Source organism: Carboxydothermus islandicus (assembly GCF_001950325.1).
Taxonomy (GTDB): Bacteria; Bacillota; Z-2901; order Carboxydothermales; family Carboxydothermaceae; genus Carboxydothermus; species Carboxydothermus islandicus.
Genome location: NZ_BDJL01000093.1, coordinates 34,973 through 48,263, shown reverse-complemented (window position 1 = coordinate 48,263; position 13,291 = coordinate 34,973). Strand labels below are relative to the sequence as shown.

Genomic DNA, 13,291 nt, shown 5'->3' with positions numbered 1-13,291 from the left:
TTCATAGGAGGGAAGAAAAATATGCGCAAAATCGATAAATTGAGAAGTTTAAGAACTCGTCTTTTGGATCGGTGGGCTGTTGCTGAAAAGGAAGAAAGATTAAATTTACTTGTGAGAATAATGGATATTGAAGAAGAAATGGGATTGAGTTATATTTCACAAAAACGAAAAAAACCAGGAATGCCCAAAAAAGCAAAAGCTATTTAACCACCAAAAGGTGGTTATTTTTTTTATGTTATAATATAAGAAAAAACGGGAGTGGGTAAAAATGGGAGTACCTTATCGCCTGGATCTTACTTTTGAAATTGCAAGGGAAAAATTTGCTGCAAGCAATCCGGAACTTCTTGTGAAAAATGCCGGAGCTGAATTACAAGATAAAAAAATTTTTTTGCCGTATTTTAATGAAAAGGTTACTATTACTTGGCCTGAAGCTGAATTTATTCCGGAAATTTCAATTCAAGAAAAAATTTTAGTGCTCCATTATTTAACCAAATCCATAGACCTACCACCTTTAGGTACCTGGGTTGGATTTGCAGAATTAAAAGATGGTTTATTGTATTTAGAGCCCTTTCGGAAAAGGACTGTAAATTTGCTTGTAAGGACCTTTGGCAGAGCGCCAAATCTATTAGCGGAAAAGGCTAAAAAGCTTGGGGCAAAGTTTTATCACAAAGGGGATATTTCCTTTCAATTAAAAATCTTTCCCAAGATTGATTTATTTTTTGTTTTTTGGTCGGAAGATGAAGAATTTCCGGCCAATGCTAACATTTTATTTGACGCTCGGGCTCGTCTTTACCTGGAAATAGAGGATTTAGTGCAGTTAGCTTCCCTTGCGGTTCTTAAATTAATAAAATGAGGTGGTAAATTATGGAAAAAACTTTAAAATCCGACTGTCTTTTTCAAGGTAACATTTTAACCTTGGTTAAAGATGAAGTTCTTTTGGAAAATGGAAAAATATCAACCCGGGAAGTTGTATTGCATCCGGGTGCTGTAACAATTATACCTATTTTTGAAAACAAAATAGTTTTTGTGGAACAGTATCGCTATCCGGTTAAAGAACGGCTTTTAGAACTTCCGGCCGGAAAATTAAATAAAAATGAAGCTCCAGAAGTAACGGCCTATCGAGAATTAATTGAGGAAACGGGATTTATAGCAAAAAAACTGCAGCACTTAACCACCTTTTATACTACACCGGGATTTTCTAACGAGGTAATGTATCTTTATTTGGCTGAAGAATTACAAAAAACAAATCCTCGTCCGGACGAGGATGAAATAGTTAAAACTATTTTTATAGAAGTTGATAAAATAAAGGAGCTTTTATACAGTAACCAAATAAAAGATGCTAAAACCTTAATTGGGCTTTTTTGGTTTTTAAATTTCCATGATTCTTAGTATTTTTCAATAATTACCTGGCCATCCTCAACTTTGGCTTTTTCGGGATAGGGCCGATTACCGGGCTTTTCTTGAGCTCGGGTAACAAATTTTCCTATGCGGATTTGTGCTGGTACCAGGTTTATTGCGATAACCTGGGCTTTTTCATTATTGGGATAACCGGCATGGGCAATTCCCCGAAGGCTTCCCCAGACAATGATATTGCCTTGCGAAATAATCTCGGCACCTGGATTAACGTCGCCAAAAATTAGAAGAGACTTATTACTAAAATAAGTTTGGCCGCTACGAAAATTTTTAAGTACGATTTCACATTCTTCTCCTTCTACTGTTTCTAAAGTAGCTGCGATATTTTTTAGAAGTTCACCGGTTTTAGACATAGGTAGGGAAAAAGATTCGGCGATTAAACCATAACGGCTGCAGATGGCTTCTAATTCTTCTTTTTCGGCATTGGTTAAACTAATATCGTCACTGTACATAATTGTATATTTTGCACCTTTAAAAAAACCTTTGGCTTTTTCCATTTTTTCTATTAATGATGCCTTTAGAAGAGCAAAATCCTGGCTGTTTAACATTACTAATAAACCTTTGGGAGTTCCTTTAATTTGGACCGGTTCGGGCATTTAAATCACCTCGAATTCCAAATTTCGACACCTGTATGCAAAAATCCTCCTGGATTTGGTTAAAATATGCCAGGAGGGAAGAGAAAATGAAAATTACCGGAATCCAGTTACTTTTTATCCAGTTTATCTTGATATTATCAGCAATTGATATTTTTCTTCCAAGCGTAATTGCCAAAGAAGTTGGTCACGATGCTTGGCTATCTATAATTTTAGCTTTTATTTTTAGTGTTTTGATGGCATGGATTTATGCTTATATCGGATGTAAAATTTACCCTGATAATTTAACAAGTTACTTAAAAAAAAGAGGAACTCCTGGTAAAGCAATCCTTTTTGCTTATTTTTATCTTTATTTTATTTTAATTATTACCGTTTATAGAGAATTTTTGGAATTAGTTAAGGTATTTTTACCCGAGACCCCACTTATAGTAACTGGAATTTTAATGCAACTGGTTGTTTTCTACGGCGTCGTATCTGGTACCGAAACAATGGCCAGGACCACTGAAATTTTAACCCCTGTTGGGATATTTGCCCTAATTCTTGTTGCGGGTTATGCTTTAACAAAAGCGGATTTTGGAAATTTTAAACCGCTTTTACATAAGGGAATATTTCCCGTTATTAAAGGTAGTATTGAAATAATTAATTTTTTTGGTGATACGCTATTATTGTGGTTTTTTGCAATAAATTTTTATAATAAGCCGGAAAAATTGTTTCGTTTGCTGGTGTTGGGTTATTTTTTAATTTGTATTGCCCTTTTTGGAGGAGTATTGGGGATAGCGGTGTTTGGAGCTAAAAGTGCGGCTAAAATGGAACTGGTAGCTTTAGAAATGGTTAGGATAGTCAATATAGCTGATTTTTTGAAGCATTTGGATAGCGTCATGTTAGGGGTGTGGTCAATTGGTGGGGTTTTAAAGCTAACCTTTTTATATCTGGGATTAACCGAACTGTTTAAAGCCGTAATTAATGTTAAAAAAGTAAAACTTCATATTATTCCTTTAAGCGCTTTGTCCTTAATTTCTGCGATTTACGGTTTTGAGAATATGGGACAATATTTTAGCTACTTGGGAGAATTAACGTATTTTACTTTAATTTTTTCTGTAATAATTCCGCTTCTTTTTGTTTTCTATTTGTTTCTAACAAAAAGTAAAAAACTACAACAAAAAATCTAATGCTTTTAAAACCGATAGTATTGCCAAATAATCGTTACGATACCACTGAGAGGATGATATTCCCGATAAGCCTACAAAAAAAATATTTTGGAAGTTAAAAGGCTTTGCCAAGCCAAAATTCTGCATCCAATCATTAATTTCCACAAAGTGTACGTTAAAACTATCTTTGACAAGTACAAAATCCCAGTAAAAAGGCAGGGTGCGGAATGTTATACCTTGAATTCCCATCATTAAAACGCCACTTTGCCGATCTATCGGCATATTTAAGACAAATCCTGGATGGTTTCCGGGAATTTTTTTAAAGAATTTTTCTGGGGGATTCATTAATGTGGTGTAATAACCGGCTCGAAAATGCATAGTTCCCCAATCCTGCCAAAGACCTACTTTGCGGGTGTTTAACGGATTTCCGGTGGCGTTAATTATAAAATCAAATTTATTTTTTAAAGAATAAATATCGACGGAAGAAAAAAGCTTTACTTTTTTCCCGGGAAGATAAGAAATAAGCTTATTTTCAAGCCCTTGTCCGATATTTCCGTGCCAGAAGACCTGGGCGTTAGAAGCAAAACTACTTGGTTTTGGTAAAAGTTTTTTTATGTGTTTGGGTAATTTTTGATAATCCCTTTTTAAAATAAGGGCGGGATAGGAAAAGCTTTTTCCCCAAATGCGCTTTTCTTCAAAAAGAAGATAATCTATTTTCTTTTTTTCCAATAGGCAGGCTGTTAAAAGTCCCGCAAATCCTCCACCAACGATAGCTACCTTCAACGTTTTAAACCTCCTTTAGCTAAAAGATAACTTAGCAATTTTACGGAATCAAAGGGCAGGTGATAAAGAAAAAAATTTAAAGGTCCAAAAGAAAGTAATCCTGTTAAAAAGTCAAAGGAATTGTTGTTTAATTTATTTAGACCAATGCGAAGAATATCGAACTGCCGAACCGCTTGCTTTATGGGATTTAATAATGTATCATAGGATAAATTTTCTTTGATGGCTTTTGCAGCTAAAATACCCGAAATAATTGAATAAAAGATACCAAAACCCAAGAAAGGTTCGATTAGTCCTCCAGCCCCTCCGGTAAAATAAATATTATTAAGCTGATTTGTCGTAAGATAACCCACGATGTGGTTTACCGTAAAAGTTTCGAGAATTTTATATGGTAAATTTTCTTTTTGCCAAAAAACCTGCCAGTAATGGCTGAGCTGATTTTCCGTTATGTCGTTTATGGCGAGGCATAAAGAAGCATTTTTTGTATCAAAGGGGGTCAAATAAGCATAGCCGTTTTTGGCGTAGTCGGTATCAAGCCACATTACCAATTCTTCGGGATCAAAATTTCCGGAAATATTCGAGCCTATGACCCATCCGTCAAACAATTTATGAAATATACCATAGGAATTAGCAATAATCGGAGTACCGGTAGCAACGATTACGTGAGAAAAAACATGTTTTAAGTCTTCGGGATTTTGTGGTGATTTAAATTTTACTTCTCCCTTAATTAAACTCAATAACTGGTTTTCTAAAGAGTTATGTAAATGGCCTCTCAGCCAAAAATAACCAAGATTACTGCCGCGAACCGTTGCAAAGTTTCCTGGAGAATTCATCAATATTTTTGTAATTTTTCGATGAGGAACAAGGGGTAAATCATATTTTTTGAAAAAATAGCTTACAATATCTTTAACAGGGCGGTTTATAACTTTTAAGCTAACCGCAACGTGGGGGGTAGGATCCCCCGGCTGATAGCGACGGTCAAAAACTGTGTAGGGTATTTTATACTTGTCTAATTGAAAAGCCGTTGCAAGTCCGGCTAAACCGGCACCAATTATCGCAACTTTCATAAATAATCCCTCGCTTACCGGGAGGTAAGGATGTTCTGGTACTGGTACTTTTTATTTAATTTATTGATTATTGTCGTATTTTTAAGGCCAAGGAAAAAAATTTCTTATTTAACGGGGCTTATTGCCCTTTTGCTGATGTTTATTGTGGACTACGCAGCGGTTAAGTTAAAATTGTATGTTTTTTACGGTAGGCCCAGTTTTTATAATTTACCTTTATTTTATTTACTTAACGGTTTTTTACTTGGCATTATCTTTTGGGGTTTTAAACCAAGGGAACGTTGGCTTTGGCTATATATTCCGTTAATTTCCCTGCTTTTTACCGGAGTGGAATGGTTAGCAGAAATGTTTGGTGCTTACCGACATTTAAGATGGAGCTACGGGTATAGTTTTGTTTTAAATAATTTTGCTTTAATTGTCGTAACTGCCATAAAGCATTATTTTGACGATATATTATTTTCTAAATAAAGAAATTAGTTTTTTAACTACCGGGGGTGAACTTAGTTTTTCTTCGACCAGTATTTCTAAAAGAAATATCTGCCTTAAAGTTTCCGCTTGAAGTTCGGAAAATAAACTTCTTAATTCTGGGTGTTTAACTTTAACGGTCATTTCGGCCAGGAAAAGATAATTTTGCCTTTCAGCATTTAAAGCCATAAGCAAAAGATCTTTTAGTTCCATTCAATCCCCCGCTTTACTTTAAAGTTATAGGCATTGGCAATTTCTAAAAGATTTTTTATTTGTTTTTGTTTTCCTTCTAAACCTTTAAGAGCGGCATCCCGAATTACTTTATCGGAATGCTTTGCAATTATGGTTTGATAAATTCGACAGGTTTGTTCTAAATTTTGAATCCCTTCGCTCAAGGCTAAGGTGATATATTCTTCCTGCAGGTCGCCCACCTTCATCCTCCTTTCTGTTAGATTACCTTTATTTTAGGATTTTCCTTTGCTATACTTTTTATGAGAAAAAGAAGATTGGAGGCAATAAAAATGGCAGAGAAAAGCTACTATATTATAACCCATGGTTGCCAGATGAATGTTCATGATTCGGAAACAATTGCCGGGATTTTGGAAAGTATGGGATTTGTGCCGAGTCCTGAGGAAAGAACTGCCGATTTAATAATCATAAATACCTGCAGTGTTCGGGAAACTGCGGAAAATAAAGTTTTTACTAAAATCGGAGAACTGAAAAAATTAAAAAGGGAAAATCCTGATTTGATTATCGGGGTTGGAGGGTGTATTCCTCAGCAGGAAAAAGTTGCCAAACGTTTATTAGAAAGATTTCCCCACTTAGATTTTATCTTTGGAACCCATAATCTTCCGGAACTACCAAAAATTTTGGAAAGGGTTTTTGAAAAGCACGAGCGGGTTTTAGAGGTGTGGCAGTCGGAAGGGCAAATTGTAGAAGGTATTCCGGTAAAAAGAGAGCCGGGCGTGCGGGCCTGGGTAACGATTATGTATGGCTGTAACAATTTTTGTACCTACTGTATTGTTCCCTACGTGCGCGGTCGGGAAAGAAGCCGTAAAAAGGAAGATATATTACAGGAAATACGGCAATTAGTGGCGGAAGGCTACAGGGAGGTGACGCTCCTTGGCCAGAACGTTAACTCTTACGGGAAAGATTTAAAGGGGAAGCCTATGTTTGCCGAACTATTAGCGGATATTGATAAGATAGATGGACTTTGGCGGGTGCGGTTTACCACTTCCCATCCTCGCGACTTAACTGACGATGTTATTGAGGTAATGGCCTCTTCCCGGAAGATTTGTGAACACCTTCATCTTCCGGTACAGGCCGGTTCCAATAAAATTTTAAAAGCAATGCATCGCGGTTATACGCGGGAATATTATTTAAACTTAGTGGAAAAGATCCGGGCCAAGATTCCCGGGGTGAGTTTTACTACTGATATAATTGTGGGCTTTCCTGGAGAAACTGAAGAAGATTTTGAACAAACTTTAGATTTAGTGAGAAAGGTCAGGTATGATAGTGCTTTTACCTTTGTGTATAATAAGCGGACGGGAACACCTGCTGCGGAAATGATAGACCAGGTGCCCGAGGAGGTAAAAAGTAGAAGGATTCAAGAGCTAATTGAATTACAAAATGGGATTAGTTTAGAATTAAACAAAAATGAGGAAGGTAACATTCACGAAATATTAGTGGAAGGAAAAAGCAAGACCGATGAAACAAAATTAGCTGGCCGTACCAGAACCAATAAGCTGGTAGTATTTAAGGGAAGTGAAGATTTAGCTGGAAAGTTAGTAAAGGTAAAAATTACCGAAGGTAAATTATTCCACCTGGAAGGGGTTTTAGTTTAACATGAGCTTTACACCAATGATGAAGCAATATCTTGATATTAAAAAGCAATACAGCGACTGTCTTTTATTTTTTCGTTTGGGCGACTTCTACGAACTTTTTTTTGAAGATGCGGTAATTGCTTCCCGGGAACTTGAAATTGTTTTAACCGGCCGGGATGCTGGACAGGAAGAAAGGGTACCCATGTGTGGGGTTCCCTATCATTCGGCTCAGGGCTATATTGCCAAACTTTTATCCCGGGGATATAAAGTAGCAATTTGTGAACAGGTGGAAGATCCGAAAAAGGCCAAGGGACTGGTGAAGCGGGAAGTTACCAAAATATATACTCCCGGAACGGTTACCGAAGAGTTTTTTTTGCAAGAGAAGACAAATAATTATATCATTGCCCTGGCCGAAAAAGATGGGTTAATTGCCCTGGCGGTTGCGGAAGTTTCTACAGGATATTTGGGAATAACGTCTGTTGAGGAAAGTAAAACAGAAGTCTTGGCAAGCGAAATTCGCCGGTTGGCTCCCACTGAAGCGGTGGTATTAAAAAATTTTAAAAATAATTTTCTGTTAAAAGATATTACCGGTATTGTTAACTACTTAGAAACATTGCCGGCGGAAGAAATTGAAATTGCGTTTAAAGGTCCTGAAGCGTCAAAAGAAGCTTATAAAATTTTAATTAGTTATTTAAAAAGAATTGAACCGGCGGTTTTAAGTATCTTTGGGCAACCGGAGTTTTATCAAATTGATAGTTATTTATATTTTGATGAAAGTACTCGCAAAAATTTAGAAATTTTACGAAACCGTGAAGACAATTCTTCTTCTTTATTAGGAATTATTGATTTTACCCAGACCGCTATGGGCGCTCGAAAATTAAAGGAAGAGCTCACAAAACCGTTGTTAAACTTAAAAGCAATTACTGACCGCCTGGATGCTGTAGAAATTTTAGTAAAGGATTATGAATTGAGAGAAAAATTACGGGAAAACCTGAAGAATTTATATGACCTGGAAAGACTTTCCATTAAGTTAGTTTGCGGAACGATAAATCCTAAAGATTTAATTAAAATCAAACAATCTCTCCCCCAAATATGGCATATTAAAAACAGCATTAATCATATAAAAAATAAATCAGTTTTATTTGCTGAAATTTATGATAATCTTCCGGAAATGCTTGAAGTTTATAATTTAATTGAAAAAAGTATAGTCGATGACCCTCCAGTATCACCTAAAGATGGCGGTATTATAAAAAACGGATATAATTCCACCGTTGACGAGTACCGGAAAGCCCGGGAGGAAGGGCAGGATTGGATAATTAATTACGAAAAGAAAGAAAGGGAAAGAACGGGAATAAAATCATTGAAAGTTAATTACAATAAAGTTTTTGGCTATTTTATTGAAGTAACGAAAGCTAATTTGCACTTAGTACCAGCTGATTATCAAAGAAAGCAAACGATGGTTAATGCTGAAAGGTTTATTACTGAAGAATTGAAACATTATGAAAACCTTATTTTAGGTGCAAGTGAAAAGCTTGCTAATTTGGAATATGAACTTTTTTGTGAAATCCGCTCGGAAATTTTAAAATATCAGGAGGATTTAAAAAGAGCTGCAAGTGCTGTTGCGCTTTTGGATTTTTTAATTTCCCTGGCGGTGGCTGCAATTGAGTATGACTTTACGCGACCGGTCATTGCCGCTGAACCGGTTTTGGAAATAAAAAATGGCCGACATCCGGTGGTGGAAAAGAGTGTTGGCCGGGCCAATTTTGTTCCCAATGATTTATACCTTGACACCAAGGAAAATTCGCTTCTTTTAATTACGGGCCCCAATATGGCCGGTAAAAGTACTTACATGCGTCAGGCTGCTTTAATTGTAATTTTAGCACAGATTGGTAGCTTCGTTCCTGCGGAATATGCCAGGGTTGGATTGGTGGATAAAATCCTAACCCGTATTGGTGCCACCGATGATCTGGCCAGAGGACAAAGTACGTTTATGGTAGAAATGATTGAATGTAATAATATTTTAAGAAATGCAACATCCCGGAGTTTAATTTTGTTAGATGAAGTGGGTAGAGGAACATCAACCTATGACGGTATAAGTATTGCGGAAGCAATTATTGAATATATTCAAAAAAAAATCAAGGCAAGGACGCTTTTTTCAACCCATTACCACGAATTAACGGGCTTAGAAGGGGAAATTCCTGGGGTCAAAAATTTTACGGTCTTAGTTCAGGAAAAAGGAGAAGAAGTTAAGTTTCTCCATAAAGTTGTGCCCGGCAAAACCGATAAAAGTTACGGGATTTATGTAGCAAAGCTTGCTGGCTTACCGCGAGAAGTAGTGGAAAGGGCTTATGAAATATTAGCAAGGTTCGAAGATAAAGGGCTAAAAGTTAAAGATACAGTCCCGGTACAGTTAGCGCTTTTTGAAGAAAAGCCGGAGCCTTCTGATATAATAAAAGAATTAATTGAAATAGACCTGATTCGTATGACACCGTTAGATGCTTTAAATAAATTATATGAATTACGGCAAAAAGCTTTGGGGGAAAAATAAAATGCCAAAGATTAAGCGTTTACCTGATGAAGTAATAAAAAAAATTGCCGCAGGCGAAGTAGTTGAACGCCCTTATTCGGTGGTAAAAGAGCTGGTAGAAAATAGTCTTGATGCCAAAGCCCAAAATATAAATGTTTATATTGAAGAAGGTGGATTAGGGAAAATTGTAGTGGAAGATGATGGGATTGGGATTTCGCATGAGGAATTACCAGATGCTCTTTTACGTCATACTACCAGTAAAATTGCAAGTTTTGATGATCTTTATTATTTAGAGAGCTTTGGTTTTCGGGGAGAGGCTTTATACAGTATTGCGGCGGTAAGTAAAATATCAATCAAAAGTAGAGTTCGAGGAGAAAATAATGGCTATGAATTAATTGCCCATGCCGGGGAAGTAATAAATTTAACCGAAGTCGGTATGGCTTACGGTACCGTTGTTACTGTTTCCGACCTTTTTTTTAATACTCCTGCCCGCAAAAAATTTTTAAAGTCCGGACAAACGGAAGCGGGACTTATTAGGCAATTTATAGAAAAAATAGCAATTCTGTATCCCGGGGTTAAATTTACCCTTTTTATTGATGGAAAAAAGATTTACAGTTCGGCGGGAATTCAGGAGCAATTGGGGTTGCTGACCCGATTTTGGGGCTTAGAAAAGGGGAATTTGCTTACGTTAGAGGAAAAACTGGGTGAAGGTTTTTTTATAAAAGGTGGAATTGCCTTGCCACCTGCAGGGAAACCCCACCGTAAATTACAGGTGTTTGCTGTAAACAAACGTTTAGTGAGAAGCGGAATCCTAACTAAAGCTATCGACGATGCTTATGAAAGTTTACTTCCCAATGGTTTAAAGCCTCTTGTTTTTTTAGAAGTGGTTGTTCCTGGTACCTGGGTGGATGTAAATGTACATCCCCAGAAGTTGGAAGTTAAGTTTATGGATGAACAAAAAATCTATTTGGATGTTCGGACGATAATCAGAAATAAGTTGGTAAATGCTAAAAATTCTTCCCTGAAATCTTTTTCTCCTGCAAGAGAAACAAATACCAAAAGTGAAGAAAATGATTATTGGCAGGTTACTTATTTTGCTGAAGATGACAAATTATTGGAAAAAGAAGATATTTTTTCCCCGAATGACAATCTGTCTTTTTCACTAAATAAAGACTTTGCGAATGAATTAAACTTTCAGGTTATAGGACAGTTTTCTTTAAAGTATATTATTGTGGAAAAAAATGATACACTGCTTATAATTGATCAACATGCAGCTCACGAGCGAATTTTATACGAAAAATACCAAACTAAATTAAATCCCTTTTACAGTCAGGTGCTTACTTTTCCCGTCAGGATAAAAGCTTCTCCCGAATTGGAAGCTTTTCTTCAGGAAAATTACCAAAACTTCCTGGAAATTGGCTTACATATTGAACCTTTTGGTCCGGGCGAATATCTTGTTCGGGAAATTCCGGAGGATTTACCTCAAAATAATATCGCCAATGTTTTGGAAGAATATTTACACGAAATGATGGAGCAAAAAGAGCAGGTTAGTTTTCGGGAAAAAGCCCTAAAAATTTTTGCCTGCAAAAATGCTGTTAAATTTGGTGAAAAATTAACGTACAGCGAAATGACTAATCTGGTAAAGGAACTCTTTAAAACCAATTATCCTTTGAGCTGTCCTCACGGGAGACCAACAATTTATGAATTATCTTTAACTGAAATAAATAAAAAGTTTTTTAGGTAAAGAGGAGATAATTTAATTTATGGAGAGGGCAATAATTACCACAAGTCTAAATCCGACTGAGGAACAAATAAAAAAAGCGCTAAATTTGGCAGTCGATGCTGGTTTTCCCTATATTGACAGAAATAATAAGAGTCTTACAGAAATTGCCCGAGAAATGCCGGTTTTAGTGGTAACTAAAAAAAACTTAGAAATAGTTTTTCCGGATATGACAAAGTTATATTTTCATCCCGGAATGGCAAAAATTAGAATTAAGGGGATGAAAAAAGGGCAAGAAGATGTTATGATAAAAGCAATGGGATTAATGCCTGGAATGTCGGTTTTGGATTGTACCTTGGGACTTGCTCAGGATAGCATAGTTGCTCAATATGCAGTAAAAGATGGGTTAGTGGTAGGTATAGAAAAAAGTAAAATAATTTACCTGTTAACCTCTAATGGGCTCAAAACCTATGATGAAGACCCTGATTTAATAAATCCAATGCGAAAAATTAAAGTAAAATATGGTGATTTCACCGATTTTTTAGTAAAACTACCGTCGAAAAGTTTTGATGTTGTTTATTTTGATCCAATGTTTAAAAAAACAACCGGGAAATCTGCCCATATTTTAAGGTTAAGAAATGTTGCTGCTAAAGACTATATAAATGAAGAAGTGTTAAGTAATGCTTGCAGTGTTGCCCGAAAGCGGGTTGTGGTTAAAGGAAGAAAGGCGGAAATAAAGTTATTGCCGTTTTTTGATAAGATAATTGCGGGAAAAGACAGTGAAATTGCTTTTGGGGTAATTGAGGTACAGGTATGAGCGAAAAACTAATTATAATTGTTGGGCCTACTGCCGTAGGGAAATCAGCTTTAGGGATAAAAGTTGCTAAAAAAATTAACGGTGAAATTATTTCTGGAGATTCAATGCAGGTATACAAATACATGGACATCGGAACGGCAAAAGTTTTGCCGGAAGAAAGGGAGGGGGTACCCCATCACTTAATTGATATTTTAGAACCTTTTCAAAAATACAGTGTGGCTTTGTTTCAAAAAGAGGCCAGGAGATTAATTAAAGAAATAAATGAACGGGGAAAGATTCCAATTATTGTGGGTGGTACGGGATTATACATTCGCTCGGTTATTGATCCCTATGACTTCGCCGACTTTTCCTTTGATCCTGTTTTCAGGGAAAAACTGGAACAGGCAGCAAAAGAAAAAGGAAGTTCATACCTTCACCAGATGTTGGAAAAAATTGATCCGGTAGCCGCACAAAAAATTCATTCCAACGATTTAAGGCGAATTATTAGGGCATTAGAAGTGTATGAACATACTGGTAAACCGATAAGTTACTATTGGGAGAGAGGAAAACAATCCAAACCGCAGTACCGCTTGCTTTACTACGGTTTGACAATGGATAGAGCCCTTCTGTACCAGCGAATAAATGAACGCGTGGATAAAATGATTGAAAAAGGGCTGATTGCTGAAGTAGAGAGACTTTTGCAAATGGGATTTAAAGATAGTACTGCGATGCAAGCTCTTGGCTATAAAGAAATTGTTCAGTACTTGGAAGGAAAAATAACCCTGGATGAAGCAATTTACCTCATTAAGAGGGATACCCGCAGATTTGCCAAAAGGCAGCTTACCTGGTTTCGGCGGGATCCCCGGATAAAATGGTTTGATTCGGGTAAAGAAAGCTTAGAAAAAATTACTGAAAAAATAATTACCGAGGCAGGAGTAAACAATTTTTTGTAGAATCTTTAA

Annotated in this window: 15 protein-coding genes; 10 read left to right on the top strand and 5 right to left on the bottom strand. The window is 36.4% G+C overall.

All coding sequences use genetic code 11. The features are described from left to right. The first annotated feature begins 21 nt into the window (after positions 1-21). The 3 genes from ciss_RS09510 (at position 22) to ciss_RS09500 (ending at position 1,389) form a co-directional block, all read left to right on the top strand. Complete coding sequence (locus ciss_RS09510) at positions 22-207, top strand: hypothetical protein (RefSeq protein WP_075866092.1); 186 nt, start codon at positions 22-24, stop codon at positions 205-207. 61 nt (positions 208-268) lie between these two features. Further along, on the top strand, positions 269-853 hold the full coding sequence (locus ciss_RS09505; RefSeq protein ID WP_075866091.1) for a DUF3786 domain-containing protein: 585 nt from the start codon (positions 269-271) through the stop codon (positions 851-853). An 11-nt stretch (positions 854-864) separates the two neighbouring features. Next, positions 865-1,389 (top strand): NUDIX domain-containing protein, encoded by a 525-nt coding sequence (locus ciss_RS09500; protein ID WP_075866090.1) that lies wholly within the window; start codon positions 865-867, stop codon positions 1,387-1,389. Here the strand turns inward: ciss_RS09500 and minC are convergent. Then, the gene (gene minC / locus ciss_RS09495) at positions 1,386-2,009 is read right to left on the bottom strand and encodes a septum site-determining protein MinC (RefSeq protein WP_075866089.1); all 624 of its coding nucleotides are present in this window, start codon (positions 2,007-2,009) and stop codon (positions 1,386-1,388) included. The two genes, ciss_RS09500 and minC, sit on opposite strands and share 4 nt — an antisense overlap. A gap of 86 nt (positions 2,010-2,095) precedes the next feature. Between minC and ciss_RS09490 the strand changes: the two genes are divergently transcribed. Continuing rightward, positions 2,096-3,175 (top strand): GerAB/ArcD/ProY family transporter, encoded by a 1,080-nt coding sequence (locus ciss_RS09490; protein WP_075866088.1) that lies wholly within the window; start codon positions 2,096-2,098, stop codon positions 3,173-3,175. On the opposite strand, the gene ciss_RS09485 is transcribed toward ciss_RS09490, so the two are convergent. Continuing rightward, entirely contained in the window at positions 3,158-3,937 is a 780-nt protein-coding gene (locus tag ciss_RS09485; RefSeq protein ID WP_075866087.1) for an NAD(P)-binding protein, read from the bottom strand. The two genes, ciss_RS09490 and ciss_RS09485, sit on opposite strands and share 18 nt — an antisense overlap. Then, a complete protein-coding gene (locus ciss_RS09480) occupies positions 3,934-5,001 on the bottom strand; it encodes an NAD(P)/FAD-dependent oxidoreductase (RefSeq protein WP_075866086.1) in 1,068 nt (355 codons plus the stop codon). Before ciss_RS09480 ends, ciss_RS09485 begins: the two co-directional genes overlap by 4 nt. Before the next feature lie 30 nt (positions 5,002-5,031). Here ciss_RS09480 and ciss_RS09475 point away from each other — a divergent pair, with 30 nt between their 5' ends. Beyond that, entirely contained in the window at positions 5,032-5,466 is a 435-nt protein-coding gene (locus tag ciss_RS09475; protein WP_075866085.1) for a hypothetical protein, read from the top strand. Here ciss_RS09475 and ciss_RS09470 read toward each other — a convergent pair. After that, positions 5,452-5,676 carry a ferritin family protein gene (locus ciss_RS09470; RefSeq protein WP_075866084.1) on the bottom strand — a complete coding sequence of 75 codons (225 nt, stop codon included), beginning with the start codon at positions 5,674-5,676 and terminating at the stop codon, positions 5,452-5,454. The two genes, ciss_RS09475 and ciss_RS09470, sit on opposite strands and share 15 nt — an antisense overlap. Further along, a complete protein-coding gene (locus tag ciss_RS09465) occupies positions 5,667-5,894 on the bottom strand; it encodes a hypothetical protein (protein WP_075866083.1) in 228 nt (75 codons plus the stop codon). The genes ciss_RS09470 and ciss_RS09465 overlap by 10 nt, the downstream gene beginning before the upstream one ends. Positions 5,895-5,984: 90 nt before the next feature. On the opposite strand from ciss_RS09465, the gene miaB reads away from it, so the two are divergent. From miaB to miaA, 5 genes are read left to right on the top strand one after another with little or no spacing between them, the layout of a single operon-like run. After that, positions 5,985-7,307 (top strand): tRNA (N6-isopentenyl adenosine(37)-C2)-methylthiotransferase MiaB, encoded by a 1,323-nt coding sequence (miaB, locus tag ciss_RS09460; RefSeq protein WP_077177543.1) that lies wholly within the window; start codon positions 5,985-5,987, stop codon positions 7,305-7,307. 1 nt (position 7,308) lies between these two features. Continuing rightward, positions 7,309-9,834, top strand: coding sequence for a DNA mismatch repair protein MutS (mutS, locus tag ciss_RS09455; protein ID WP_075866081.1), 2,526 nt, complete (start codon positions 7,309-7,311; stop codon positions 9,832-9,834). A gap of 1 nt (position 9,835) precedes the next feature. After that, the gene (gene mutL, locus ciss_RS09450; RefSeq protein ID WP_075866080.1) at positions 9,836-11,557 is read left to right on the top strand and encodes a DNA mismatch repair endonuclease MutL; all 1,722 of its coding nucleotides are present in this window, start codon (positions 9,836-9,838) and stop codon (positions 11,555-11,557) included. 19 nt (positions 11,558-11,576) lie between these two features. After that, complete coding sequence (locus ciss_RS09445; protein ID WP_075866079.1) at positions 11,577-12,350, top strand: class I SAM-dependent methyltransferase; 774 nt, start codon at positions 11,577-11,579, stop codon at positions 12,348-12,350. Further along, a complete protein-coding gene (gene miaA, locus ciss_RS09440) occupies positions 12,347-13,282 on the top strand; it encodes a tRNA (adenosine(37)-N6)-dimethylallyltransferase MiaA (protein WP_075866078.1) in 936 nt (311 codons plus the stop codon). The genes ciss_RS09445 and miaA overlap by 4 nt, the downstream gene beginning before the upstream one ends. Positions 13,283-13,291 lie beyond the last annotated feature (9 nt).

What these genes read in the sequence shown, in the direction of transcription:
- ciss_RS09510 (WP_075866092.1), top strand. Translation starts at nt 22, where the DNA reads ATGCGCAAAATCGATAAATTGAGAAGTTTAAGAACTCGTCTTTTGGAT.
- ciss_RS09505 (WP_075866091.1), top strand. Translation starts at nt 269, where the DNA reads ATGGGAGTACCTTATCGCCTGGATCTTACTTTTGAAATTGCAAGGGAA.
- ciss_RS09500 (WP_075866090.1), top strand. Translation starts at nt 865, where the DNA reads ATGGAAAAAACTTTAAAATCCGACTGTCTTTTTCAAGGTAACATTTTA.
- minC (WP_075866089.1), bottom strand. Translation starts at nt 2,009, where the DNA reads ATGCCCGAACCGGTCCAAATTAAAGGAACTCCCAAAGGTTTATTAGTA.
- ciss_RS09490 (WP_075866088.1), top strand. Translation starts at nt 2,096, where the DNA reads ATGAAAATTACCGGAATCCAGTTACTTTTTATCCAGTTTATCTTGATA.
- ciss_RS09480 (WP_075866086.1), bottom strand. Translation starts at nt 5,001, where the DNA reads ATGAAAGTTGCGATAATTGGTGCCGGTTTAGCCGGACTTGCAACGGCT.
- ciss_RS09475 (WP_075866085.1), top strand. Translation starts at nt 5,032, where the DNA reads ATGTTCTGGTACTGGTACTTTTTATTTAATTTATTGATTATTGTCGTA.
- ciss_RS09470 (WP_075866084.1), bottom strand. Translation starts at nt 5,676, where the DNA reads ATGGAACTAAAAGATCTTTTGCTTATGGCTTTAAATGCTGAAAGGCAA.
- miaB (WP_077177543.1), top strand. Translation starts at nt 5,985, where the DNA reads ATGGCAGAGAAAAGCTACTATATTATAACCCATGGTTGCCAGATGAAT.
- mutS (WP_075866081.1), top strand. Translation starts at nt 7,309, where the DNA reads ATGAGCTTTACACCAATGATGAAGCAATATCTTGATATTAAAAAGCAA.
- mutL (WP_075866080.1), top strand. Translation starts at nt 9,836, where the DNA reads ATGCCAAAGATTAAGCGTTTACCTGATGAAGTAATAAAAAAAATTGCC.
- ciss_RS09445 (WP_075866079.1), top strand. Translation starts at nt 11,577, where the DNA reads ATGGAGAGGGCAATAATTACCACAAGTCTAAATCCGACTGAGGAACAA.
- miaA (WP_075866078.1), top strand. Translation starts at nt 12,347, where the DNA reads ATGAGCGAAAAACTAATTATAATTGTTGGGCCTACTGCCGTAGGGAAA.